The sequence below is a fragment of the Janibacter terrae NBRC 107853 genome, from assembly GCF_001591405.1.
Lineage (GTDB): Bacteria > Actinomycetota > Actinomycetes > Actinomycetales > Dermatophilaceae > Janibacter > Janibacter terrae.
Window position 1 is genome coordinate 132314 of the sequence record NZ_BCUV01000002.1, and the last position, 23265, is coordinate 155578.

The 23265-nt window shown below is 72.1% G+C and carries 25 protein-coding genes; 22 read left to right on the plus strand and 3 right to left on the minus strand.

The genetic code is table 11. From position 1 onward, the window contains the following. The first annotated feature begins 7 nt into the window (after window positions 1–7). The 5 genes from JT1_RS00685 to JT1_RS00705 are packed head-to-tail and all read left to right on the plus strand — an operon-like array spanning window position 8 to window position 3726. A complete protein-coding gene (locus tag JT1_RS00685) occupies window positions 8–931 on the plus strand; it encodes a diacylglycerol/lipid kinase family protein (protein ID WP_218005542.1) in 924 nt (307 codons plus the stop codon). Next, window positions 928–1872 carry a proline dehydrogenase family protein gene (locus tag JT1_RS00690; RefSeq protein WP_068321455.1) on the plus strand — a complete coding sequence of 315 codons (945 nt, stop codon included), beginning with the start codon at window positions 928–930 and terminating at the stop codon, window positions 1870–1872. Before JT1_RS00685 ends, JT1_RS00690 begins: the two co-directional genes overlap by 4 nt. A gap of 20 nt (window positions 1873–1892) precedes the next feature. After that, entirely contained in the window at window positions 1893–2672 is a 780-nt protein-coding gene (gene proC, locus JT1_RS00695; RefSeq protein WP_068321459.1) for a pyrroline-5-carboxylate reductase, read from the plus strand. Continuing rightward, window positions 2651–3157 (plus strand): GNAT family N-acetyltransferase, encoded by a 507-nt coding sequence (locus tag JT1_RS00700; RefSeq protein ID WP_068321462.1) that lies wholly within the window; start codon window positions 2651–2653, stop codon window positions 3155–3157. The genes proC and JT1_RS00700 overlap by 22 nt, the downstream gene beginning before the upstream one ends. Window positions 3158–3210: 53 nt before the next feature. Next, window positions 3211–3726: a GNAT family N-acetyltransferase gene (locus JT1_RS00705; RefSeq protein ID WP_068321465.1), complete on the plus strand. Its 516-nt coding sequence runs from the start codon at window positions 3211–3213 to the stop codon at window positions 3724–3726. Window positions 3727–3730: 4 nt separating this feature from the next. Here the strand turns inward: JT1_RS00705 and JT1_RS00710 are convergent, their stop codons facing one another. After that, the gene (locus JT1_RS00710; RefSeq protein ID WP_068321468.1) at window positions 3731–4495 is read right to left on the minus strand and encodes an IclR family transcriptional regulator; all 765 of its coding nucleotides are present in this window, start codon (window positions 4493–4495) and stop codon (window positions 3731–3733) included. A 160-nt stretch (window positions 4496–4655) separates the two neighbouring features. On the opposite strand from JT1_RS00710, the gene JT1_RS00715 reads away from it, so the two are divergent. Next, window positions 4656–5447: a 1,6-dihydroxycyclohexa-2,4-diene-1-carboxylate dehydrogenase gene (locus JT1_RS00715; protein WP_068321471.1), complete on the plus strand. Its 792-nt coding sequence runs from the start codon at window positions 4656–4658 to the stop codon at window positions 5445–5447. A 65-nt stretch (window positions 5448–5512) separates the two neighbouring features. Further along, window positions 5513–6550, plus strand: coding sequence for a 2-keto-3-deoxygluconate permease (locus JT1_RS00720; RefSeq protein ID WP_068321474.1), 1038 nt, complete (start codon window positions 5513–5515; stop codon window positions 6548–6550). A gap of 97 nt (window positions 6551–6647) precedes the next feature. Here the strand turns inward: JT1_RS00720 and JT1_RS00725 are convergent, their stop codons facing one another. Beyond that, window positions 6648–7316 carry a potassium channel family protein gene (locus JT1_RS00725; protein WP_255218216.1) on the minus strand — a complete coding sequence of 223 codons (669 nt, stop codon included), beginning with the start codon at window positions 7314–7316 and terminating at the stop codon, window positions 6648–6650. 63 nt (window positions 7317–7379) lie between these two features. On the opposite strand from JT1_RS00725, the gene JT1_RS00730 reads away from it, so the two are divergent. The 13 genes from JT1_RS00730 to hemL all read left to right on the plus strand — a co-directional run bounded on the left by JT1_RS00730 (window position 7380) and on the right by hemL (window position 19691). Continuing rightward, complete coding sequence (locus JT1_RS00730) at window positions 7380–8570, plus strand: acetoin utilization protein AcuC (protein ID WP_068321480.1); 1191 nt, start codon at window positions 7380–7382, stop codon at window positions 8568–8570. Window positions 8571–8737: 167 nt separating this feature from the next. Beyond that, window positions 8738–8935, plus strand: a complete 198-nt coding sequence (locus JT1_RS00735) for a helix-turn-helix domain-containing protein (RefSeq protein WP_068322435.1) — start codon at window positions 8738–8740, stop codon at window positions 8933–8935. A 159-nt stretch (window positions 8936–9094) separates the two neighbouring features. After that, entirely contained in the window at window positions 9095–9193 is a 99-nt protein-coding gene (locus tag JT1_RS17650) for a 30S ribosomal protein bS22 (protein WP_003792170.1), read from the plus strand. A 176-nt stretch (window positions 9194–9369) separates the two neighbouring features. Continuing rightward, window positions 9370–10422: an NAD-dependent epimerase/dehydratase family protein gene (locus tag JT1_RS00740; protein ID WP_169701783.1), complete on the plus strand. Its 1053-nt coding sequence runs from the start codon at window positions 9370–9372 to the stop codon at window positions 10420–10422. Beyond that, window positions 10422–11867 carry a lysophospholipid acyltransferase family protein gene (locus JT1_RS17655; protein WP_082807379.1) on the plus strand — a complete coding sequence of 482 codons (1446 nt, stop codon included), beginning with the start codon at window positions 10422–10424 and terminating at the stop codon, window positions 11865–11867. Before JT1_RS00740 ends, JT1_RS17655 begins: the two co-directional genes overlap by 1 nt. An 8-nt stretch (window positions 11868–11875) precedes the next feature. Beyond that, window positions 11876–12124, plus strand: coding sequence for a glutaredoxin family protein (locus JT1_RS00750; RefSeq protein ID WP_068321483.1), 249 nt, complete (start codon window positions 11876–11878; stop codon window positions 12122–12124). Between the two features lie 131 nt (window positions 12125–12255). After that, on the plus strand, window positions 12256–12939 hold the full coding sequence (locus JT1_RS00755) for a redox-sensing transcriptional repressor Rex (RefSeq protein ID WP_068321486.1): 684 nt from the start codon (window positions 12256–12258) through the stop codon (window positions 12937–12939). Continuing rightward, the gene (locus tag JT1_RS00760; protein WP_068321489.1) at window positions 12936–14210 is read left to right on the plus strand and encodes a glutamyl-tRNA reductase; all 1275 of its coding nucleotides are present in this window, start codon (window positions 12936–12938) and stop codon (window positions 14208–14210) included. Before JT1_RS00755 ends, JT1_RS00760 begins: the two co-directional genes overlap by 4 nt. Beyond that, complete coding sequence (hemC, locus tag JT1_RS00765; RefSeq protein WP_068321492.1) at window positions 14207–15166, plus strand: hydroxymethylbilane synthase; 960 nt, start codon at window positions 14207–14209, stop codon at window positions 15164–15166. The genes JT1_RS00760 and hemC overlap by 4 nt, the downstream gene beginning before the upstream one ends. Beyond that, window positions 15163–16806: a bifunctional uroporphyrinogen-III C-methyltransferase/uroporphyrinogen-III synthase gene (locus JT1_RS00770; RefSeq protein WP_068321495.1), complete on the plus strand. Its 1644-nt coding sequence runs from the start codon at window positions 15163–15165 to the stop codon at window positions 16804–16806. The genes hemC and JT1_RS00770 overlap by 4 nt, the downstream gene beginning before the upstream one ends. A 2-nt stretch (window positions 16807–16808) precedes the next feature. After that, the gene (hemB, locus tag JT1_RS00775; protein WP_068321498.1) at window positions 16809–17807 is read left to right on the plus strand and encodes a porphobilinogen synthase; all 999 of its coding nucleotides are present in this window, start codon (window positions 16809–16811) and stop codon (window positions 17805–17807) included. Beyond that, the gene (locus JT1_RS00780; protein WP_068321501.1) at window positions 17804–18283 is read left to right on the plus strand and encodes a MarR family winged helix-turn-helix transcriptional regulator; all 480 of its coding nucleotides are present in this window, start codon (window positions 17804–17806) and stop codon (window positions 18281–18283) included. The genes hemB and JT1_RS00780 overlap by 4 nt, the downstream gene beginning before the upstream one ends. 76 nt (window positions 18284–18359) lie before the next feature. Continuing rightward, a complete protein-coding gene (hemL, locus tag JT1_RS00785) occupies window positions 18360–19691 on the plus strand; it encodes a glutamate-1-semialdehyde 2,1-aminomutase (protein WP_068321505.1) in 1332 nt (443 codons plus the stop codon). 18 nt (window positions 19692–19709) lie between these two features. Here hemL and JT1_RS00790 read toward each other — a convergent pair whose 3' ends face one another. Further along, entirely contained in the window at window positions 19710–20402 is a 693-nt protein-coding gene (locus tag JT1_RS00790) for a spermine/spermidine synthase domain-containing protein (protein ID WP_068321508.1), read from the minus strand. A 141-nt stretch (window positions 20403–20543) separates the two neighbouring features. Here JT1_RS00790 and JT1_RS00795 point away from each other — a divergent pair, with 141 nt between their 5' ends. Together JT1_RS00795 and JT1_RS00800 are read left to right on the plus strand one after the other, a co-directional pair. Beyond that, complete coding sequence (locus JT1_RS00795; protein ID WP_068321510.1) at window positions 20544–21257, plus strand: succinate dehydrogenase cytochrome b subunit; 714 nt, start codon at window positions 20544–20546, stop codon at window positions 21255–21257. A 17-nt stretch (window positions 21258–21274) separates the two neighbouring features. After that, window positions 21275–23263: a fumarate reductase/succinate dehydrogenase flavoprotein subunit gene (locus tag JT1_RS00800; RefSeq protein ID WP_068321513.1), complete on the plus strand. Its 1989-nt coding sequence runs from the start codon at window positions 21275–21277 to the stop codon at window positions 23261–23263. The last annotated feature ends 2 nt before the right edge of the window (window positions 23264–23265 follow it).

Genomic DNA, 23265 nt, shown 5'->3' on the forward strand with positions numbered 1-23265 from the left:
GGCGATCGTGAGACGCCTGCTCTTCATCGCCAATGCCGCAGCGGGGACCTCGGACCGCGAGCGCCGCGACGCCGCGCTCGAGGTGCTGCGCGAGGAGGCGGACGTGCGGGTGGTCGAGACCGAGTCCGTCGAGGACCTCGTCGACGCCCTCGCCGAGCGCGACGGCCGCGAGGTGGTCATCGCCGGCGGCGACGGCTCGCTCAACGCCTTCAACACCGCCCTCTGCCGCCTCGGCGACCTCGGGGAGGACCCGCCGACCGTCGGCCTGCTGCCGATGGGGACGGGCAACGACTTCGCCCGCACGGTCGAGCTGCCCAACGACCCGGCGCTCGCCGCCCGGGTCGTGCTGGACCAGCCCGCCCGCCCCGTCGACGTCCTCGTCGACGACGAAGGGATGCTCGTCGCCAACGCCGTGCACATCGGCGTGGGGGAGGAGGCCGGACGCATCGCTGCCCCGTGGAAGGAGCGTCTCGGCAAGGTGCACCTCGGTGTCCTCGGCTACGTGGTCGGGGGGATCGCCGCCGGGTTCGGCCAGCAGGGACGCCACCTCGAGGTCGTCGTCGACGGGGAGACCGTCGGTGACCCGTCCCGGCGGGTGCTGCAGGTCGCGGTGACCATCGGCCAGAGCGTCGGCGGTGGGACCCGCATCGCCCCCGACGCACGCCCGGGGGACGGGGCGGCCGAGGTCGTCATCTCCTACGCCGTCGCCCCCCTCAAGCGGCTGCGCTACGCCTTGCACCTCAGCAGCGGGACGCACACCCGCCTCGACGACGTCGTCAACGTGCGGGCGCGCGAGACGGTGACCGTGACCGGCGTCAACCACCAGGTCGCCGCCAACTCCGACGGCGAGCACCTCGGCCCCGCCCGGTCGCGCACGTGGCGCATCGTCCCCGACGCCTACCGCCTGCACACCCCGGAGGAGACCGAGTGATCTCCTGGCACCCCGACCGGGTGCGTACCCGGGTCCTCGACACCCTGCTGTCCGAGGGGCACCGGGACCGGGTCGCCGGCTCGCGGCTCATCGACTCCGCCCGTGACCGGTTCGTCGCGGGGGAGGGCGTCGACGACGCCGTGGGGGTCGCGTCGTGGTTGCGCCGCACCAACCGCATGGCTGCGCTCCACCCGCTCCTGCCGGCGGCCACCGACCCGGCGGGGGTCGAGGCGACCGTCGCCGAGGCGGTCACGGCGATCGAGCAGATGGCGCCGGCGACCTCCGGCGGCGACTACCGCTCCGAGCTGTACCTCGCACCCGAGCAGCTGGGCCTCGCGCTCGACGCCGGCCGTGCCGCCGCCGCCCTCGCCCGCATCTGCGCCGTCGGCGACGACCGCAAGGTCGACATCACGCTGCGGTCCGGCCCGCACGACGTCGTCGACGACCTGCTCGAGCTCGTCGCCGCCATCCGCCCGGCCCACCCGCGCCTCACCACCTCGCTCGTCGCGCGCCGGCACCGCTCCGAGCGCGACGCGGCGACGCTCGCGACCGCCGGGGCCCGGGTCCGCCTCGTGCGCGGTGGCGCCGGCGAGCCCCGCGCCGTCGCGTGGCAGGACCAGCACGAGGTCAACCTCGCGTTCGCCCGGTGCCTCGCCACGCTGCTCGGCAGCGGTGTGCCGACCGTCGTGGCCACCCACGAGCCGGTACTGCTCGACCTGGCCGACGGACTCGCCGACCAGTCCGGCCGGGGCCCTGAGGGGCTGGAGTACCAGTTCTTCCTCGGCGCCGACCCCGACCTGCAGCTGCGCACCGCCGACGCCGGGCACCGCGTGCGCGTGCTCGTGCCCTACGGTCCGATGTGGATGGAGTACCTGCACGACCTCGCGCGCCGGCCCTACGGCCTGCGCCGGCTCGTCGAGACGCTCACCAACCGGACCTGACCACCGCTAGGAGTACACGGATGACAGTCGCGATCTACGGAGTCGGCGCCATGGGCGGCGCGATCCTCGAGGCCCTCGCGGGCGAAGGGGAGGTCCTCGCCGTCGAGGGTCACGCCCCCCGTGCCGAGGAGCTGCGGGTGGCGTACGCCGACCGTGGCGTCGAGGTGGTCGACGCGACGACCGCCGCCGGCCGTGCCGACGTGCACCTCGTCGTCGTCAAGCCGTACTCCGTGCCCGCGCTGCTGCAGGAGCTGGCGCCCTCCCTTCGTCCCGGCTCGATCGTGCTCAGCCTGGCCCTCGGCGTGTCGCTCGCCGACCTGGCCGCGGCCCTGCCGAGCGGCGTCGCCGCGATCCGCGGGATGCCCAACACCCCGGCCCGGGTCGGGCAGGGGATGACCGTGCTCAGCCCCGCCGACGACGTCACCGACGAGCAGCTCGAGCGGGTCCGCGAGCTGCTCGCCCCGACCGGCGGGACGCTCGTCCTGCCCGAGTCCCAGCAGGGCGTCGCGACCGCGCTCTCCGGCTCGGCGCCGGCGTACTTCTACCTCGTGGTCGAGGCGCTCGTCGACGCTGGGGTCGCGCGCGGGCTGACCCGCTCCGACGCCCTGGCTCTCGCCGCGCAGGCCGCCCGCGGGGCCGGCGCCATGCTCGTCGAGACCGGCGAGGAGGCCGCGCTGCTGCGGGCCTCGGTCACCTCGCCCGGAGGGTCGACGGCCGCCGCGCTCGCGCGGCTCGAGGCCCACGGTGTGCGGCACGCCTTCGCCGACGCGGTGGAGGCGTGCGCCGACAGGGCCGGCTGATGGTCGGTGGCTGGGCCGTGCGCCGCCTCACCCCCGACGAGTGGCAGCTGCACCGCGCCGTCCGCCTCGCGATGCTGCTCGACGAGCCGCGTGCCTACGGGAGCAGCTTCGGCCGCGAGGTCGGGTTCGACGAGGCGACGTGGCGTGAGCGGCTCGGCCACCCCGTCTTCCTCGCCGCCCGTGGGGACGGGCTGCCGCTCGGCGCGGCGACCCTGTACACCCAGCAGCCCGGGGGTGAGCCCGAGATCGTGGCGATGTGGGTCGCCGGTCACGCCCGGGGCAGCGGCGTCGCCGACGCGCTCGTCGAGGCCTGCGTCGCGGAGGCTGCGCGCCGGGGCGCCCCGCGGGTCCTGATGCACGTCATGGCGGACAACCCGCGGGCCGCGGCGATGTACGCCCGGGCCGGGTTCTCCTTCGACGGGGTGCGGGCCGAGGACGACGAGGCGTGCGAGCGGATGAGCCGCGACCTGCGGTCGACCGGGTGAACAATCCGTGACCCGGCAGGGCAATTCGGGCCCGGGGATGAGAGACTCGCGCCATGAGTGAGATCACCGTGCGCGCACTGACCGAGGACGAGTGGGCGACCTACCGCACCCTTCGGCTGGAAGCGCTGCAGGAATCTCCTGAGGCCTTCGTCGCCGACCACGCGACCGAGGCGGCCGAGCCGGAGGAGTTCTGGCGGACGCGGATGTCCCGCAGCGTCCGCCTCGTGGCAGAGGTCGACGACGAGCTGGTGGGCGTCGCGAGCCTCGGTACCGCCCACGGCGGCGACGACGCCACCGCCGGGCAGCTCTTCGGCCTCTGGGTCGCACCCGCCTGGCGGGGCAAGTCCGTCGCGGCCAACCTCGTGAGCCAGGGCGCCCGCATCGCCGAGCAGCGCGGCTTCGGCCAGCTCTTCTACTGGGTCGGCTCCGACAACGGTCGGGCCGTGGCCTTCGCGTCCAGCTTCGGGTTCCGTCCCACCGACGAGCGTCGGGCCATGCGCACCGCCTCCGATGCCGGAGGCGAGGAGGAGATCGCCCTGGTCCTCGCCCTCGGCGACGACCGCGGCTGATCCCTCACCGGAAGAGGGCGGCCGCCTCGACGAGGCCGTCGCGCACGAGCAGGAGCTCCTCGCGGGTGCCCCGGCTCACCGGCACGGTGGCGCACAGGGCGACCCTTTCCCGCCACCCCCGACCGGGCACCGGGACCGAGCAGCCGGCCAGCCCGGCCTCCGTCTGCTGGAAGTTCAGGACGTACCCCTGCTCGCGGATCGCCGGCAGCTCGGCGATGAGGGCGGACACCGAGTCGGTCGTCCACGGGGTCTCCTTGGGAAGTCGTTCGCCCGGGAACAGGGCGGCCACCTGGTCGTCCGAGTAGTCGGACAGCAGCAGCTTGCCGGCCGAGATCGCGTGCGCCGGACGGAAGTACCCCGCGGTCAGCTGGGCCCGGACCGCCCGGTCCGGCTCCTTGCCGTCGAAGAAGACGATGTGGGAGCCGACGAGTGCGCCGACGTGGACCGTCTCGCCGGTGAGCTCGACCGCCTTGTCGATGACGGGTCGGAAGCGCACCCGGTCGACGAGGTCGAGACCCCGGGGGCGCGCCAGGTCGACCAGGACCGGCCCGGGGTAGTACCCGCGGCCCCCCGGCCCGAGCATGACGATGCCGCGGTTGCGCAGGGTGTTGAGCACCCGGTACGCCGTCGAGCGCGAGCAGTCCAGGTGCTCGGCCACCTGGGTGACGTTGACGGACTGGTGGCTGCTGAACATCGTCATCACCTGCAGCCCGGAGTCCAGCGAGGACAGGTGCGGCCCGACGGGCCGCTGGATGGTGTTGTTCCGCATGGCGAACCAATCTGCCCTATTCGGCACCCGAGGGTCTCCGGTTGTTCCGCATGGGGACATTACCCAGCGGAAGTGTTGGTGCCTCGCGCCCGGTGATGGCGTACTGGTCGTCAGCCGGACCGGCTCGCCCCCTTCGCACCACCCACCCAGGAGCACACCCATGAGTCCAACCTGCCCGGATCGTTTCGCCGGCAAGGTCGTCGTCGTCACCGGATCCGCCCAGGGGATCGGTGCGCAGGTCGCCGAGCGGGCGGCTGCCGAAGGGGGGAGCGTCCTCCTCGTCGACCGCTCGCCCCTCGTCGCCGAGGTCGTCGAGCGCATCGTCGCCGCCGGCGGCACCGCCTCCTCCCTGGAGACCGACCTCGAGCAGTGGTCGGGCGCCGAGGAGCTGCTGGCGACCGCCGTCGAGCGGTACGGCCGCATCGACGTCCTCGTCAACAACGTGGGCGGGACGATCTGGACCCGGCCGTACGAGGAGTACGAGCCGGAGCACATCCAGCGGGAGATCAGCCGCTCGCTCTTCCCGACCCTCTGGTGCTGCCGCGCGGTGCTCCCGTCGATGGTCGAGCGGGGGAGCGGCGTCATCGTCAACGTCTCCTCGATCGCCACGCGCAGCATCAACCGTGTGCCCTACGCCGCGGCCAAGGGTGGCGTCAACGCGCTCACCGCCTCGCTGTCCTTCGAGGCCGCGTCGAAGGGGGTCCGCGTCGTCGCGACCGCCCCCGGCGGGACCGAGGCGCCGGCGCGCCGGGTCCCGCGCAACGACACCGAGCTCGGCGCCCGGGACGACGAGTGGTACCAGCAGATCGTCGACCAGACCGTCGACAGCACCCATGTCGGTCGCTACGGGACCCTCGCCGAGCAGGCCGCCCCGATCCTCTTCCTCGCCTCCGACGAGGCGTCCTACATCACCGGCAGCGTGCTGCCGGTCGGCGGCGGCGACCAGGGCTGACCGCCCCCACGCGTTCCTGCACCACCCCTTCCCCATCCCATCCCCAGAACAACGGAGTTCTCATCATGGACAACCTCCTGCGCGCCATCGGGCGCATCCCCGGGGCGCTGATGATCGTCCCCCTGTTCCTCGGCGCGCTCATCAACACCGTCGCCCCGGACGTGCTCGGCATCGGCTCCTTCACCACCGCCCTGTTCAAGGAGGGCGCGGCGGTCCTCATCGGTCTGTTCTTCATGTCGATCGGCTCGCAGATCAACGTCAAGGCGGCCCTGCCCTCGGTCGAGAAGGGCGTCGTCATGCTCCTCGCCAAGTACGGCGTCGCGGTCGTCTTCGGCCTCGGGGTCGCGTGGGTCATGCCCGACGGCACCCTGTGGGGTCTGCTGCCGCTGGCGATCATCGCCGGCATGTCCAACTCCAACGGCTCCCTCTACGTGGCGCTCACCAGCCAGTTCGGCAACAAGACCGACAAGGGCGCCATCTCGATCCTCTCGATCAACGACGGGCCCTTCCTCACCATGGTCGCCATGGGCGCAGCCGGCCTGGCGAGCTTCCCGATGATGGCGCTGTTCGCCGCGATCTTCCCGATGCTCCTCGGCTTCATCCTCGGCAACACCAGCCAGATCGCGCGGGACTTCCTCGCGCCGGGCGAGAAGCTCATCATCCCCTTCGCCGCCTTCGCCCTGGGCGCGGGCATCGACTTCCGGGTGCTGGCCGGTGCCGGTGCCATCGGCGTCCTGCTCGGCCTGCTGACCGTCGTCCTCTCCGGCGGCGCGGCCGTCGGCGGCCTCTACCTGTGGCACCTGCTGCGTCGCCACCCCCGGCCCACGCGCAATGTCCTCGCGGGCTTCTGCGAGGCCTCGACGGCGGGCAACGCGATCGCCACGCCGCTGGCCGTCGCGACGATCGACCCGTCGCTGGCCGGGATCCAGGCGACGGCGACCGCGCAGGTCGCGGCGGCCGTGGTCACGACCGCCTTCACGATGCCCTTCGCCGTGGCCTACCTCGCCAAGTGGCAGCGCCGCCGCGGCATCACCCCGGAGGCCGAGGAGGCGCTGTACGAGGGCACCGCTCCCGCGAGCGTCCCCGCCCCGGCCACGGCCTGAGCGAGGGACCCGCACGAGGCGTCTCGTCCCCCTTCGACGAAGGGGGACGAGGCGCCTCGCCACGTCCGCGCCCTGCAGTGCAGTGCCACGGGCGGTCTCAGGGTCGTGCGGCCATCCGCTCGATGAGGGTGGTGGGGCCGCTGACGATGATCAGGTCGCCGCTGCGGACCTTCGTCTCCGGCCGGGCGTAGGTGAAGTCCTGGCCGGGCGACTTCACGCCGACGACCGTCACCCCGTACTTGCTGCGGATCGCGGACTGCTCGAGGGTGAACCCGATCGCCTCCGCCGGCGGGGTCATCTTGACGATCGCGAAGCCGTCGTCGAACTCGATGTAGTCCATCAGGCGGCTGCCGATGAGGTGGGCCAGGCGCTTGCCCGACTCGATCTCGGGGGAGAGCACGTGGTGCACGCCGATCCGGTTGAGGATCCGGGCGTGCTCCGGGCTGACCGCCTTGGCCCACACCTTGGGGGCCTCGCCGTCGATGAGGTTGACCGCGGCGAGGACGCTCGCCTCGATCGAGGACCCGATCCCGAGGACGCTGGCGGAGAACGTGTGCGGCTTGATCTCCTCGATGGCCTGGACGGAGGTGGCGTCGCCCTGCACGATGCGTCCGACCCGCCCGAGGTAGCTCTCCGCCAACGACGGGTCGAGCTCGAGCGCCGTGACGCGGTTGCCCAGCCGGTGCAGCTCGGTGGCGACGGCACCGCCGAATCGTCCGAGGCCGATGACGAGGACGTCCTCGTTGTGCAGACGCATGCGGGGCACGCGGTCCTCCGTTTCGTCGGGGTGGTCGTGGAGAAAACCCTATATCCGGGTAGCGTCCAACCCATGAGCACGCAGGTGTGCGCCATCTGGGGCGAGGACTTCACCAGATACGACTTCGGTCCCGGGCACCCGATGGCACCGGTGCGTCTCGACCTCACGGCGCGACTGTGCCGCGAGCTCGGGGTCTTCGACGACGTCGAGGTCGTCGACGTCGACGTGGCCACCGACGAGGTGCTCGCCACCGTCCACTCGCGCGCGTACGTCGACGCGGTCCGCGCCGGCTCCGCGGACCCCGCGAGCGCCGACGGGACGTGGGGCATCGGCACCGACGACGTCCCGGCCTTCGTGGGGATGCACGAGGCGAGCGCGCGGATCGTGGCCGGCTCGGTCGAGGCAGCGCGCCGGGTGTGGGTCGGCGAGGCCGAGCACGGGGTGAACTTCACCGGGGGCATGCACCACGCGATGCGCGAGCGGGCCGCAGGGTTCTGCGTCTACAACGACATCGCTGCCGCGATCCAGTGGCTGCTCGACCAGGGCGTCGAGCGCGTGGCCTACGTCGACGTCGACGTCCACCACGGCGACGGCGTGCAGGAGATCTTCTACGACGACCCCCGGGTGCTCACGGTCTCGATCCACGAGTCGGGACGCACCCTCTTCCCCGGGACCGGATGGCCGGGCGACACGGGTGGGCCCGGGGCCGAGGGCACCGCGGTCAACGTCGCCCTCCCGCCCGGGGTGACCGACGGCCCGTGGTTGCGCGCCATCACCGCGGTGGCGGCCCCGGTCGTGCGCGCCTTCGAGCCCCAGATCCTGCTCACCCAGCACGGATGCGACACCCACCGCGAGGACCCGCTCGCGCACATGTCCCTCACGACCGACGCCCAGCGCCAGGCCGCGGTCAACCTGCACCGCCTCGCCCACGAGGTCTGCGACGGACGGTGGGTCGCCTTCGGCGGGGGCGGCTACGACCTGGTAGGGGCGGTGCCCCGCGCCTGGACCCACCTCACCGCCATCGCCGCCCACAAGCCGATCCCGGCGGACACCCCGATCCCGGAGCCCTGGCGCGCGCACGTGGAGAAGATCTCGGGGGAGCGCGGCCCGGAGCGCATGGGCGACCTGGAGCCGCAGGACCTGCCGATCTGGGTGCAGCCGTGGAGCATGGGCTACAACCCGCACAGCGGCGTGGACCGGGCGATCATGGCCGCCCGCGAGGCGGTCTTCCCGCTCCACGGTCTCGACGTCTGGTACGAGTAGGACCGATTTTCCGCCGCTTCCCGGCGTGTCGGGTGGACGGCGGGGGTGAATCTGTCCTCCAGTCTTCACAGTCGTCACATCTGCCCCTATGGTTGTCATCTGCGGGGCTCGTTGACGTCTGCCGACATGGGTCGGTGGTGCGGCCCTGCGGAGATGTCGAGGTGATCATGTCCAACGATCGACTGGGTGAGGTGCACTTCCTCACCGTGGCTGAGGTCGCGTCGATCATGCGGGTGTCGAAGATGACCGTCTACCGCATGGTCCACAACGGTGACCTGCCGGCCGTCCGCGTCGGTCGTAGCTTCCGAGTCCCCGAGGACGCGGTGCACACCTACCTCGAGACGTCGTTCATCGAGACGGCCTGAGAGCTCGGGCCCGACCCGTCCCGACTCCCCGGGCGCGAGCCTCCCGCGGGAGTCGGGTAAACTCTGCCGTCTGACTCGTACTCGGTGGGGCCTGCGCCGCAAGGCCGGCATCGCTCGAGCCACCACCGAAAGCACCGATCAACACCGAAGGACGTCCGCATGGGTTCTGTCATCAAGAAGCGTCGCAAGCGCATGGCGAAGAAGAAGCACCGCAAGCTGCTGCGCAAGACGCGCCACCAGCGTCGCAACAAGAAGTGACCCGCACGAAGGGGGCCCCGACCGGATGACCGGTGGGGCCCCCTTCGTCGTCCCCGTCGTGATCCCGATCTCTCCGCGCCCGCCAGGCGGCTGAACGGCCCCCCGCGCAGGGCCGCGTGACTAGGCTGCCCACAGTGCCCCGACCCACGGGTCCATCTCCACAGGAAGGTGTCCCGGTGCCCGAGACCGTCCTCATCGCAGGCGTCTCCCGCCACCTCGGCGGTGCCTTCGCCCGACGGCTGAGCCGCGACGAGTCCGTCGGCCGGATCATCGGCGTCGACGTGGTGCCGCCACGCCACGGCATCGGCCGCGCCGAGTTCATGCGCGCCGACATCCGCAGCCCGCTCATCAGCCGGATCATCGCGGGCAACGACGTCGACACCGTCGTGCACATGGCGGTCATCGCCACGCCGCGCGCCGGCGGTGGTCGGGCGACGCAGAAGGAGATCAACGTCATCGGCACGATGCAGCTCCTCGCGGCGTGCCAGCGGGCCGAGTCGGTGAGCAAGCTGGTCGTGAAGTCGACCGCCGGGGTCTACGGCTCGAGCCCACGTGACCCCGCGATGTTCACCGAGGACATGTCCGCCAAGCGGATGCCCAGGTCGGGCTGGGCGCGCGACAGCGTCGAGGTCGAGGGCTACGTGCGCGGCCTGTCACGACGGCGCCCGGACATCGAGATCACGACGCTGCGCTTCGCCAATGTCATCGGCCCACGCATCCGCACCGCCTTCACCGACCACTTCAGCCTCCCGGTGATCCCCATCCCGTTCGGGTACGACGCGCGCCTGCAGTTCGTCCACGAGGACGACTGCGTCGCGGCGATGGCCACGGCGGTCGGCCTCCCGGGGCTCGGCGCGGTCAACGTCGCCGGCGACGGGATCATCACCGCCAGCCAGGCCGCCAACCTCGCCGGCCGTCCCTATGCGCTCGTGCCGCGGGCCGCGACCGGCATGGTCACCGACCTGGCCAAGAAGTTCGGCCTCATCGACATCGGCTCCGACCAGCTCGACCTGCTGAGCTTCGGCCGGGGTCTGGACACCACCCGCATGCGCGAGCACCTCGGCTTCGAGCCGGCGTACACGACCCGGGCCGCCTACGAGGACTACGCCCGGGCGACGAAGGGCCGGGTCATGGACCGCCTGCCCTTCGCGCAGCCCGGCTGGTCCGCAGTCCAGGCCGCCGAGGCCGCGATGCGCGCCGTGGCGCCCACACCCGAGAGCGAGAAGTGATGGCCGACCGTACCGCCAAGAAGTCCACGGCCAGGAAGACCGCCACGAAGAAGAGTGCGACGGCTCCCGCGAAGAAGGCCGCCACGAAGAAGGCCGCCGCGAAGAAGACGACGGCGAAGAAGACGACGGCGAAGAAGACCACGGCAGCCTCCGCGCCGCGCTCCAGCGTCGCCCTCGCGGCCGACCGCGCCGGGGGCGAGCGGGCTCGTCGTCGCACCACGCCGCTGCTCACCGGTCCCTCGGCGGAGGTGCCGTCGGCCCCGGCCGCGCGCAGCACCACGCCCGCCCGGCCCAAGAAGCCCCGGCCGCCCCGCAAGCCCAACCTCACCGTCGTGCCCGGCCCGGACGGCGGGCCGCCCACCGTCCGGCGCACGACGGCGAAGCCCGCGGCCGGCCCCCGCCGACCGCCGGCCCGCAGGAGCACCTCCACCGCAGCCCGCCCGTCCGCCACGACCCCGCAGCAGCAGTCGCGGACCGCGTCGACCGGCACGCCCGACTCCGGCCAGACGATCGTGCCGGGCCTGGCGGAGCTGCTGTCGGTGCTGCTCTCCGCCGGTCAGCTCACCTCGCGCACGCTCGGCCAAGCGGCCGGCGCCGCGGCGGGTGAGGAGTGGGAGCGGCGCTTCGCCGAGACGCTGCACTTCCTCCAGCGTCGGGTCAGGGGCGACTACGCGGTCGACGACTTCGGCTTCGACGAGGACTTCACGATCCACACGGTCTTCCCCGTGCTGCGCCTGCTCAAGGACAAGTGGTTCCGCGTCGAGGTCCGGGGGATCGAGAACATCCCGGCCGACACCGGTGCGCTCCTCGTCTCCAACCACTCGGGCACCATCGCGATCGACTCGGTCATCACCCAGCTGGCGATCCACGACGCCCACCCCCAGCGCCGCTTCCTGCGGATGCTCGGCGCCGACCTCGTCTTCCAGCTGCCGGTCGTGGGCGACTTCGCCCGGAAGACGGGCGCGACCCTGGCCTCCAACGCCGACGCGGAGCGCCTGCTGCGCGGTGGTGAGCTCGTCGGCGTGTGGCCCGAGGGCTTCAAGGGCGTCGGCAAACCCTTCCGTGAGCGCTACAAGCTGCAGCGTTTCGGTCGGGGTGGCTTCGTCTCGGCGGCGATCCGCTCGGAGGTGCCGATCATCCCGTGCTCCGTCGTCGGGGCCGAGGAGGTCTACCCGATGATCGGCAACATGAAGACGGTCGCCCGCCTCGTCGGCGCCCCCTATGCCCCGATCACGCCCTTCTTCCCGCTGCTGGGCCCGCTCGGTCTGATCCCCCTGCCGAGCAAGTGGATCATCGAGTTCGGCGAGCCGATCGACACCGCCTCCCTCGGACCGGCGGCGGCGGACGACCCGATGCTCGTCTTCGAGTTGACCGACCAGGTGCGCGAGACGATCCAGCAGACCCTGTACTCGGTCCTCGTCACCCGTCGCTCGGTCTTCTTCTAGGAGCAGGTATGGATGCATTGCCCGGCGCCCGGGTCGTCATGATCGGCCGGCAGGGCTGCCACCTGTGCGAGATCGCACGGGGGGTCATCGAGGGGGTCGTCGCCGAGACCGGCGACAGCTTCGCCGAGGTCGACATCGACGCGGACCCGCGTCTGGCCCGGTACACCGAGGAGGTGCCGGTGACCTTCGTCGACGGCCGCCAGCACGACTACCACCGGGTCGACGAAGGGAGGCTGCGCGCCGCCCTTCGCCCCTGAGGGGACGCGTCCGCCCCCGCTGGTCTCGCCTGACGGCTGACTTTGTGCATTTGTTCACAAGAGCGTAATCTCGATCCTGTTCGGTCGTCAGGCGCCGCGCCCCCCGACCGGGAGAGGAGCCGAGGGCAACCGTGTCCGTCGATCAGACCGCCAAGCGGGACATCCCCGACGCAACGGTCGCGCGACTCCCCGGATACCTGCGGGCACTCGGCCAGATGACCTCCCAGGGCGTGCTGTCCGTCTCCTCCGAGGAGCTCGCCCACAGCGCCGGTGTCACCTCGGCCAAGCTGCGCAAGGACCTCAGCCACCTCGGCTCGTACGGCGTCCGCGGCGTCGGCTATGACGTGGCCCACCTGAACTACCAGATCTCCCGGGCGCTCGGCCTGACCCACGACTGGCCCGTGATCATCGTCGGGATGGGCAACCTGGGCCGCGCGCTCGCCTCCTACGGCGGGTTCGCCACCAAGGGGTTCAAGGTCGTCGCCCTGCTCGACCGCGACCCGCTCGTCGTCGGCGAGAGGCTCGACGACCTCGCGATCCAACCGATGGACGCGCTCGACGCGCTCGTCCGTCCCGGCGAGGCCTGCATCGGGGTCATCGCGACCCCCGCCGGCTCCGCCCAGGAGGTCGCCGACCTCCTCGTCGCCGCGGGGGTCAGCTCGATCCTCAACTTCGCCGCCACGGCCATCCAGGTCCCCGAGGGAGTCCACATGCGCAAGGTCGACCTGTCCACGGAGCTGCAGATCCTCGCCTTCCACGAGCAGCAGCGCTTCGGGGCCAGTCCAGAGGACTTCCTGGAAGGGGCCGCCAGATGAGTCTGCTCGCCTTCGGGCTCAACCATCGTCGGGCCCCGATCTCCGTCCTCGAGCGGGCGGCGCTCGACGAGTCCAGCCTCGCCGCGATCATCGCGGCGGCGACCGCCAGCCCCGACATCACCGAGCACCTCGTCGTCGCGACGTGCAACCGCACCGAGGTCTACGCCGAGGTCAGCGCCTTCCACGGGGCCGTGGCCGACCTCACCGAGGCGATGACGTCCTCGACGGGCATCACCCACGACGACCTCAAGGCCCACCTCGACCTGCACTACGGCGACGCCGCCGTCGCCCACGTCTTCAACGTCGCCGCCGGGCTCGACTCGATGGCGGTGGGGGAGTCGCAGATCCTCGGGCAGCTGAGGGACGCGCTCGGCCGCGGCCAGAGCGAGGGTCATGTCGGCCCGAGCCTGAACTCCCTCGTCCAGCAGGCCCTGCGCACCGGCAAGCGGGTGCACAGCGAGACCGCCATCGACGAGGTCTCCCGCTCGCTCGTCGGCGCCGGTCTCGACGCCGCCCGGGAGCACCTCGGTGACCTCGAGCAGGCGCACGTGCTCGTCGTCGGTGCCGGCGCCATGAGCGCCCTGGCGGCCACCAGCTGCGTGCGTCGCGGCGTCGCCGAGCTGACCGTCGTCAACCGCACCCACGAGCGGGGCGCGGCGCTGGCCGAGCGCCTCGGCGGGTCGGCCCGCCCCGCCCACGAGCTCGTCGACGCGCTCGCCGACGCGGACGTCGTCATCTCGTGCACCGGCTCGACCGGTCTGGCCATCACCCTGCCCGACGTCGCCGACGCGCAGGTCGCCCGCGGCGGTCGCCCGCAGGCCTTCATCGACCTCGCCCTCCCGCACGACGTGGCCCACGAGGTCGCCGACCTGCGTGGCGTCACCCGCCTCGGTCTCGCCGACCTCGGTGACCTGCTCGGCTCCGACGGCCGCCTGCCCGAGGTCGAGCAGGCGCGCGCGATCGTCGGTGACGCCGTCACCCAGCACCTCGGCAAGCGCGCGGCGAGCATCGCCGGACCCACGGTGCGTGCGCTGCGCACCGCCGCCCAGCAGGTCGTCGAGCGTGAGCTGACCCGCCTGGACCAGCGAACCCCGGACATGTCGGGGGCCGACCGTGCCGAGGTCGAGCTCGCCGTCCACCGTATCGTCGAGAAGCTCCTGCACCAGCCGACCGTGCGCGCCAAGGAGCTGGCGATCGACGGCCGCTTCGGCGAGTACGAGGACGCCCTGCGCCAGCTCTTCGACCTCCACGCCGAAGGGGGTGCCCTGTGACCGCGCTCCGCCTCGGCACGCGGCGCTCCGCGCTCGCGATGACCCAGTCCGGCCACGTCGCCGATGCCCTGCGGGCAGCCGGCCACGAGGTCGAGCTCGTCGAGGTCGTCACCGAGGGCGACACCAACCGCGCCTCGCTGGCCAGCATGGGCGGGACCGGTGTCTTCGCCAGCGCGCTCCGCGAGGCCCTGCACGCGGGTGAGATCGACCTCGCCGTGCACTCGCTCAAGGACCTGCCGGCCGTGCAGGAGCCCGGTCTCGTCGTCGCCGCGATCCCCCCGCGGGTCGACCCGCGCGACGCGCTCTGCGCCCGAGACGGACTGACCCTGGGCGAGCTCGGCGAGGGGTCGGTCGTCGGGACCGGGTCCCCGCGCCGTCGCGCCCAGCTGGCGGCCCTCGGGCTCGGGCTGGAGTTCCGCGACATCCGCGGCAACCTCGGCACCCGCCTCGACATGGTCGGTCCCGGCGAGGACCAGCTCGACGCCGTCGTGCTCGCGCACGCCGGGCTCACGCGGCTCGGCCTCACCGACCGGATCACCGAGCTGCTCGAGCCGATCCAGATGCTGCCCGCGCCCGGCCAGGGTGCCCTGGCCGTCGAGTGCCGCTCCGACGACGAGGTGGTGATCGCCTCCCTTCGCCCCCTCGACGACCCGGACACGCGCGCGGCCGTCACCGCGGAGCGCGCGATCCTCGCGGAGCTGAGCGCAGGGTGCGCCGCACCCGTCGGCGCGCTCGGCGAGGTCGTCGAGGACGTCGACGGCCCGGTCCTCTCGCTGCGGGCCGTGATCGCCGCGACCGACGGCACCGCGGACCTGCGCCGGTCGATCACCGGCCCCCTCACCGACGCGGAGGCCCTCGGCCGCCGCCTCGCCCGCACGCTGGTCGACGACGGCGCCCCCGCCATCGCCGACCTGTCAGCCACCCACCCCACCACCGCTTCGGAGCATGCCCAGTGACCCCCCAGCGCTCTGCCGCACCCGCCCACGTCGACGCCTCCCGCCGGCCGGCCCGCGTCGCCTTCGTCGGCGCCGGTCCCGGTGACGCGTCACTCATGACCGTCGCCGCCGTCGACCTGCTGGGTCGTGCTGACGCGGTCATCACCGACCAGCTGACCAACGAGGCGGTCGTCGGCTCGCTCACCTCGGGCGACGTCGAGATCGTCGATGCCAGCCACGGCGAGCACGGGCAGCAGCTGACCCACGCCTCCCGCGCCAAGCTCGTCGTCAAGACGGCCAAGGCGCACAAGGGCGGTCTCGTCGTGCGGCTCATGGACGGCGACCCCGCGACCTTCAACGGACTCGCCGAGGAGGCGCAGGCCCTCGTCAAGGCCGACATCGACTTCGACGTCGTCCCCGGCGTCTCGGCCGTGAGCGCCGTCCCGGCGTACGCCGGCATCCCGCTCACCGCGCGCTCCACCGGCGCGGTCCACGTCGTGAGCCTCACCGGGGCCAAGCGCGCGGACCTGTCCGCCTCGGTCGCCGACGACGTGACCCTGGTCCTGCTCGGCCTGCCCGACCACCTGGCCGCCGCCTTCGGCGACCTGCTCGCCGCCGGGCGCGCCGCGGACACCCCGGTCGCCGTGACCCGGGGCGGCACGACGACCGCGCAGACGACCCGGGCGACGACCCTGCAGGGGGCGGCCGACGCCGTCGCCGGGCTCGAGGTGCCCACGCTCGCGGTCGTCGGTTCGACGGTCGGGCTGCGCGACACCCTCTCGTGGTTCGAGAGCAAGCCGCTCTTCGGCTGGCGGGTGCTCATCCCGCGCACCAAGGACCAGGCCGGCCCGATGACCCGGCAGCTGCTCGGCCACGGCGCGACCAGCGAGGTCGTCCCGACGATCAGCGTCGAGCCGCCGCGCACGCCGCAGGCCGTCGAGCGCGCCGTGCGCGGGCTCGTCACCGGTCGCTACCAGTGGATCGGGTTCACCTCGGTCAACGCCGTCAAGGCCATCCGCGAGAAGTTCGAGGAGTTCGGTCTCGACGCCCGCGCGTTCTCCGGGTTGAAGATCGCCGCGGTGGGTGGGGTCACCGCCGACGCCCTGCGCGAGTGGGGCCTCGAGCCCGATCTCGTGCCCGACGGCGAGATGTCGGCCCGGGGGCTGCTCGAGGTCTGGCCGCCCTACGACGAGGTGCTCGACCCGATGGACCGGGTCTTCCTCCCGCGGGCCGACATCGCGACCGACACGCTCGTCGCCGGTCTGCAGGACATGGGTTGGCAGGTCGACGACGTCACGGCCTACCGCACGGTGCGGGCGACCCCGCCGCCGGCGCCGGTGCGCGACGCGATCAAGCAGGGCGCCTTCGACGCCGTCGTCTTCACCTCGTCCTCGACGGTGCGCAACCTCGTCGGCATCGCCGGCAAGCCGCACCCGTCGACGGTCATCGCCTGCATCGGTCCGGCCACGGTCAAGACCGCCGAGGAGGCCGGTCTGCGGGTCGACGTCATGGCGCCCGAGGCCACCGGCGAGAGCCTCGTCCAGGCCCTCGCCGACCACGGTCGCGAGCTGGCCGCCGCCGCCGTGGCCGCCGGTGAGGAGCCGACCCGCCCGAGCGCCCGCCGCAAGAAGTCGACGACCCGCCGCAAGGCGAAGGGGTGAGCGTGGGCGACGCAGCACCTCGCGGACCGGTCGTGCGACCGCGACGACTGCGGGGGAGCGTCCCCCTTCGTCGTCTCGTGGCGCAGACCCGCCTGCACCCGGCGGACCTCGTCCTGCCGGTCTTCGTGCGCGAGGGGATCCACGAGCCGGTCGAGATCTCCTCGATGCCCGGCGTCGTGCAGCACACGCTCGAGTCGCTCGTCGACGAGGCGCAGGCGTGCGTGGACGCGGGCATCGGCGGGATCATGCTCTTCGGCGTGCCGGTGGCCAAGGACGCCCGGGGCTCCGGCGCCGACGACCCGCAGGGCATCCTCAACCTGGCCACGAGGGCCGTCGTCGACGCGGTCGGGGACCGCCTCGTCGTCATGACCGACCTGTGCCTCGACGAGTTCACCGACCACGGCCACTGCGGGGTGCTCACGAGCACCCTCGACGGCCGCAGCGTCGTCGACAACGACGCGACGCTCGAGCGCTACGCCGCGATGGCGATCGCGCAGGCCGAGGCCGGCTCCCACGTGCTGGGGCTCTCCGGGATGATGGACGGCCAGGTCGCGCACGTGCGCGCCGCCCTGGACGCGGCCGGCCACACCGACACGCTCGTGCTGGCCTACGCCGCGAAGTACACCTCCGCCCTCTACGGGCCCTTCCGCGAGGCCGTCCAGTCCTCGCTGAGCGGTGACCGGGCGACGTACCAGCAGGACCCGGCCAACGCGACCGAGGCGCTGCGCGAGATCGACCTCGACCTCGCCGAGGGCGCCGACATCGTCATGGTCAAGCCGGCGCAGCCGCACCTCGACATCGTCGCGGCGGCCGCCGAGGTCTCGACCGTGCCCGTCGCGGCCTACCAGATCTCCGGCGAGTTCGCGCAGATCGTCGCTGCCGCCGAGCGCGGCTGGATCGACCGCGACGCGGCCGTCACGGAGTCGCTGCTGCACATCAAGCGGGCCGGCGCGCAGATCATCCTCACGTACTTCGCGCTCGAGGTGGCGGGGCGGCTGTGAGCGGGACGCGCTGGCTGGACGAGGACGAGCAGCAGCACTGGCGCGCGTACCTGCGCGGCGTGCGGCTGCTCGAGCGTGCCCTCGTCGACGACCTCGCGCCGCACGACATCCAGCTCACCGAGTACGAGCTGCTCTCGATGCTCTCGGAGTCGCCCGGGCAACGCATGCGCATGTCACGCCTGGCCGACGACATCATCCAGTCGCGCTCCCGCGTCACGCACACCGCCTCGCGCCTGGAGAAGCGCGGGTGGGTGGAGCGCTGCCGCTCCTCCGACGACGGCCGGGGGGTCGAGATCCTCATGACCGACGCCGGCCGGGACGCCCTGGGCGCGCTCGCCAGCGTGCACGTGGAGTCCGTGCGCCGGCACCTCGTCGATGCGCTCACGCCCGAGCAGTTCGCGGCGCTCGGTGAGGCGATGGCGGTCGTGCGCGACCGGCTCGCGCCGGGGCACCACGAGATCGGCCTCGACGACTGAACGCACCGGCGCCCGTGATGGCAGGTGGCCCTGCCCCGTGTGCCCTCGAGGACCGCGACCTTGGGAGGATGAGGGCATGACGCTCTCGACGACCCGCTCGCAGGCCCTCTTCGACCGCGCGCGCGAGGTGATCCCCGGTGGGGTCAACTCGCCGGTGCGCGCCTTCGGCGGCGTCGGCGGCGTCCCGCGGTTCATCGAGAGCGCGCAGGGCGCGACGCTCGTCGACGTCGACGGCAACCGCTATGTCGACCTCATCTGCTCGTGGGGGCCGATGATCCTCGGCCACGCGCACCCGGACGTCCTCGCGGCGGTCACCACGGCCGCAGGCAAGGGCTTCTCCTTCGGCACCCCGAGCGAGAACGAGGTGGCCCTGGCCGCCGAGATCGTCGACCGCGTCGAGCCGCTCGAGCAGGTTCGCCTGGTCTCGTCCGGGACCGAGGCGACGATGTCCGCCCTTCGCCTGGCGCGGGGCGCGACCGGGCGCTCGGTCATCGTGAAGTTCGCCGGCTGCTACCACGGGCATGTCGACGCACTGCTCGCGCAGGCGGGCTCGGGCGTCGCGACCTTCGCCCTGCCGGACTCGGCCGGCGTGCCCGCCTCCGCGGCGGGGGAGACGGTGGTCCTGCCGTACAACGACCTCGCGGCTGTCGAGGAGCTCTTCGCCGTGCGTGGCGAGGAGATCGCGGCGGTCATCACCGAGGCGGCCCCGGGCAACATGGGCGTCGTCCCGCCCGCGCCCGGGTTCACCGAGGGGCTGCGCCGGGTCACCGCCCGGCACGGCGCACTGCTCATCAGCGACGAGGTCATGACGGGCTTCCGCGCGAGCCGCTCGGGTTGGTACGGCCTCGAGACGGGTCCGCAGGGCGCGCACCCCGGCGGGTACGCGGGCGGGGCCCCGGACCTCTTCACCTTCGGCAAGGTCATGGGCGGCGGCTTCCCGGCCGCGGCCTTCGGCGGCCGCGCCGACCTCATGGCGCACCTCGCACCGGAGGGGCCGGTCTACCAGGCGGGCACGCTGTCGGGGAACCCTGTCGCGACCGCCGCCGGCCTGGCGACGCTGCGCGCCTGCACCGAGGACCTCTACCCGCGCCTGGAGACCACGGCCCGCACGATCGCCGACGCCGCGTCCGCGGCGCTGTCCGCCGAGGGCGTCGCGCACCGGGTGCAGTGGGCGGGCTCGATGTTCTCGATCTTCTTCCGCGAAGGGGAGGTCACCTCCTTCGCCGACGCGCAGGCCCAGGACACCGCGGCCTACGGCCGCTTCTTCCACGCCATGCTCGAGGCCGGCGTGCACCTCCCGCCGAGCGCCTTCGAGGTCTGGTTCGTGTCCGACGCCCTCGACGCCTCCGCCCTGGAGACGATCACGGCGGCGCTGCCGCTCGCTGCCCGGGCGGCGGCCTCCGCCTGACCGTTCGTCTGCATTGCCCTAGGGCAATGCAGAGGTCAGGTAGAGCGCGTACTCGAGGCGGCGGCCCTGGCGCTCGACCTCGAGGACGACCTCCTCGGTGGGGGCAAGGCGCTCGAGGCTCGTGAGGAGCTCCGGCTCGCGCTGGGCGGCCCAGATCGCGAGGGTCCCGCCGGGCGACACCTGCGCCAGGGCTGCGGCGAGGGCCTCGGGCCGGTACAGCCGCTCGTTGCCCTCGTGGAGGAGGAAGCTCGGTCCGTTGTCGACGTCCAGGAGGACCAGGTCCCACGGGCCGACCGGGGTGGCCTCGCCGCGCAGGACCCCGGCGACGTCCCCGGCGTGGACGCCCACGCGGGGGTGACGGGCCACGAGCCCGAGGGTGGGGGCGAGGCCGAGGCGGGCCCACTGCACGAGGTCGGCCTCGATCTCGACGACGTCGACGTGCCGCACCCGCTTGTCCTTCAGGACCTGCCAGGTGGTGAACCCGAGACCGAGGCCGGCGACCAGCACGCGCTCGGGTGCCGCCGTGCGGGACAGCGACTCCTCGGCGAGCCTGGTCTCGGTGGAGGTGTCGAGGCTGTCCACCGCGAAGGTCCCCGCGATGATCAGCTCGTGCACGACGCCCCCGTCGGGATCTGCTCGCTCGCGCAGCGCGATCTCCCCCCGGGGCGTGGTCGCCGAGACGATCGTCTCCGCGGCGGGTGAGTCGTCCATGAGGGCCTCCTCGGCGCGGTGTCCCGCGAGGTTATTGCGACGGACGTGTTGCCTATTACGGCACGGTAACCGGACCAAGGTCACATGGCGAAGGGCGGAACCGGTGGCGTGTGCCCGCTCACAAGGCGGTACCTTGACCCCGTGGCTACTACGACCCTCCCCGCGAAGAAGAAGGGGGTGGCGTCGTCCTCGATCGGGCTCAAATTGCTCATGGCAGGCACTGGCGTCATCTTCATCCTGTATGTGCTCCTGCACATGTACGGCAACCTGAAGGCCCTGGCCGGTCAGGAAGCCTTCGACGAGTACGCGCACCACCTGCGGACCTTCGGGGAGCCGATGCTCCCGTACGAGGGTCTGCTGTGGATCGTGCGCATCGTCCTGGTTCTCGCGCTCGTCGGGCACGTCTACGCCGCGCTGAAGCTCATCGGTCGCAACAACGCCGCCCGCCCGGTCAGGTACCAGGTGAAGAAGAACGTCCACTCGACGCTCGCCTCGCGCACCATGCGCTGGGGTGGCCTCGCTCTCCTGGCCTTCGTGGTCTTCCACCTGATCCAGTTCACGATCGTCAAGCCGAACCTCTACGGTGCGGCCGACGCGGCGGCCATCAAGGAGTCGCCGTACGTGATGATCAGCGCGGCGTTCGCGACGTGGTGGGTCCTGCTCATCTACGTCATCGCCATGGTCGCGCTCGGCATGCACCTCTACCACGGCGTCTACAGCGCCTCGCAGACGATGGGTCTGAACAACACCGCCAGGGCGCGTGCGCGCGCCCGGGTGATCGGAACCGTCATCGCTGCGGTGATCGTGGTCGGGTTCCTCGTCCCGCCCGTCTACATCTTCATCGACAGTCTCTGAGCAGGAGCCTCCTCACCATGACCGACACTCTCAGCGAGTACTTCTCCGAGGGCGCGCCCGTCGCGGACACCAAGGCGCCCGACGTCGACATCAACGCGATGTGGACGCAGCACCAGTTCGACTCCGCACTGGTCAACCCGTCCAACCGTCGCAAGCTCGACGTGATCATCGTCGGCACCGGCCTCGCCGGTGCCTCGGCCGCCGCCACGATGGGCGAGGCCGGCTACAACGTCAAGAGCTTCTTCTACCAGGACAGCGCCCGCCGCGCGCACTCCATCGCCGCGCAGGGTGGCATCAACGCCGCGAAGAACTACAACGACGACGGCGACTCCGTCTACCGCCTCTTCTACGACACGGTCAAGGGCGGCGACTACCGCAGCCGCGAGACCAACGTGTACCGCCTGGCCCAGGTCAGCGCCAACATCATCGACCAGTGCGTCGCCCAAGGCGTCCCCTTCGCCCGCGAGTACGGCGGTCTCCTCGACAACCGCTCCTTCGGTGGCGTCCAGGTCGCCCGGACCTTCTACGCGGCCGGCCAGACCGGTCAGCAGCTGCTCATCGGCGCCTACCAGGCCATGGAGCGCCAGGTCGCCAAGGGCACGGTCACCGAGTACAGCCGCCACGAGATGCTCGAGGTCGTCATCGTCGACGGTGTCGCCCGCGGCATCATCGCCCGCGACATGGTCACCGGCGAGATCGAGACCCACCTGGCCGACGTCGTCGTGCTCGCCACCGGCGGCTACGGCAACGTCTTCTTCCTCTCCACCAACGCGATGGGCTGCAATGTCACGGCCGCGTGGCGGGCGCACCGCAAGGGCGCCTACTTCGCCAACCCGTGCTACACGCAGATCCACCCGACGTGCATCCCGGTCTCCGGCGACCACCAGTCGAAGCTGACCCTGATGTCGGAGTCGCTGCGCAACGACGGCCGCATCTGGGTGCCCAAGCGCGCCGAGGACTGCGACAAGGACCCGCGGCAGATCCCCGAGGAGGACCGCGACTACTACCTGGAGCGGATCTACCCCGCCTTCGGCAACCTCGTGCCCCGTGACATCGCCTCGCGCCAGGCCAAGAACATGTGCGACGAGGGACGCGGCGTCGGCCCGCTCGTCGACGAGGTCGACGCGGAGGGCAACCCGCGCCAGATGCGCCGGGGCGTCTACCTGGACTTCGCCGCCGCCATCGAGCGGCTGGGCCAGGCGGCCGTCGAGGAGAAGTACGGCAACCTCTTCGACATGTACGCCCGCATCACCGGCGAGAACCCCTACGAGGTGCCAATGCGGATCTACCCCGCCGTGCACTACACGATGGGTGGCCTGTGGGTCGACTACGACCTGCAGACGTCGGTCGAGGGCCTCTTCTCGATCGGTGAGTCCAACTTCTCCGACCACGGGGCCAACCGCCTGGGCGCCTCCTCGCTCATGCAGTGCCTCGCCGACGGCTACTTCGTCCTGCCCAACACCGTCCGGGACTACCTGGCCAAGGGCTCGTTCGACAAGATCGCCGAGGACCACCCGGCCGTCGTCGAGGCGAAGACCGCGGTCACCGACCGGATCGAGAAGTTCCTCTCGATCAACGGTGAGCGCAGCGTCGACTCCTTCCACCGCGAGCTCGGCAACATCATGTGGGAGTACTGCGGCATGGAGCGCACGGACGAGGGCCTGCGCAAGGCCATCGGCCTGATCCGCGCGCTCAAGGACGAGTTCTGGACCAACGTCCGGGTGCTCGGCAGCGCGGACTCGCTCAACCAGAGCCTCGAGAAGGCCGGCCGGGTGGCCGACTTCCTGGAGCTCGGTGAGCTCATGTGCATCGACGCGCTGCACCGCCGAGAGTCCTGCGGCGGTCACTTCCGTGCCGAGTCCGTGACCGAGGACGGCGAGGCCCTGCGCCACGACGACGAGTTCGCGTACGTCGCGGCCTGGGAGTTCGGCGAGGACGCACCCGTCCTGCACAAGGAAGACCTGAACTACAAGTTCATCGAGCTGAAGCAGCGGAGCTACAAGTGAGC

What these genes read in the sequence shown, in the direction of transcription:
- proC (WP_068321459.1), top strand. Translation starts at nt 1,893, where the DNA reads ATGACAGTCGCGATCTACGGAGTCGGCGCCATGGGCGGCGCGATCCTC.
- JT1_RS00705 (WP_068321465.1), top strand. Translation starts at nt 3,211, where the DNA reads ATGAGTGAGATCACCGTGCGCGCACTGACCGAGGACGAGTGGGCGACC.
- JT1_RS00710 (WP_068321468.1), bottom strand. Translation starts at nt 4,495, where the DNA reads ATGCGGAACAACACCATCCAGCGGCCCGTCGGGCCGCACCTGTCCTCG.
- JT1_RS00715 (WP_068321471.1), top strand. Translation starts at nt 4,656, where the DNA reads ATGAGTCCAACCTGCCCGGATCGTTTCGCCGGCAAGGTCGTCGTCGTC.
- JT1_RS00720 (WP_068321474.1), top strand. Translation starts at nt 5,513, where the DNA reads ATGGACAACCTCCTGCGCGCCATCGGGCGCATCCCCGGGGCGCTGATG.
- JT1_RS00730 (WP_068321480.1), top strand. Translation starts at nt 7,380, where the DNA reads ATGAGCACGCAGGTGTGCGCCATCTGGGGCGAGGACTTCACCAGATAC.
- JT1_RS00735 (WP_068322435.1), top strand. Translation starts at nt 8,738, where the DNA reads ATGTCCAACGATCGACTGGGTGAGGTGCACTTCCTCACCGTGGCTGAG.
- JT1_RS17650 (WP_003792170.1), top strand. Translation starts at nt 9,095, where the DNA reads ATGGGTTCTGTCATCAAGAAGCGTCGCAAGCGCATGGCGAAGAAGAAG.
- JT1_RS17655 (WP_082807379.1), top strand. Translation starts at nt 10,422, where the DNA reads ATGGCCGACCGTACCGCCAAGAAGTCCACGGCCAGGAAGACCGCCACG.
- JT1_RS00750 (WP_068321483.1), top strand. Translation starts at nt 11,876, where the DNA reads ATGGATGCATTGCCCGGCGCCCGGGTCGTCATGATCGGCCGGCAGGGC.
- JT1_RS00760 (WP_068321489.1), top strand. Translation starts at nt 12,936, where the DNA reads ATGAGTCTGCTCGCCTTCGGGCTCAACCATCGTCGGGCCCCGATCTCC.
- hemL (WP_068321505.1), top strand. Translation starts at nt 18,360, where the DNA reads ATGACGCTCTCGACGACCCGCTCGCAGGCCCTCTTCGACCGCGCGCGC.
- JT1_RS00790 (WP_068321508.1), bottom strand. Translation starts at nt 20,402, where the DNA reads ATGGACGACTCACCCGCCGCGGAGACGATCGTCTCGGCGACCACGCCC.
- JT1_RS00800 (WP_068321513.1), top strand. Translation starts at nt 21,275, where the DNA reads ATGACCGACACTCTCAGCGAGTACTTCTCCGAGGGCGCGCCCGTCGCG.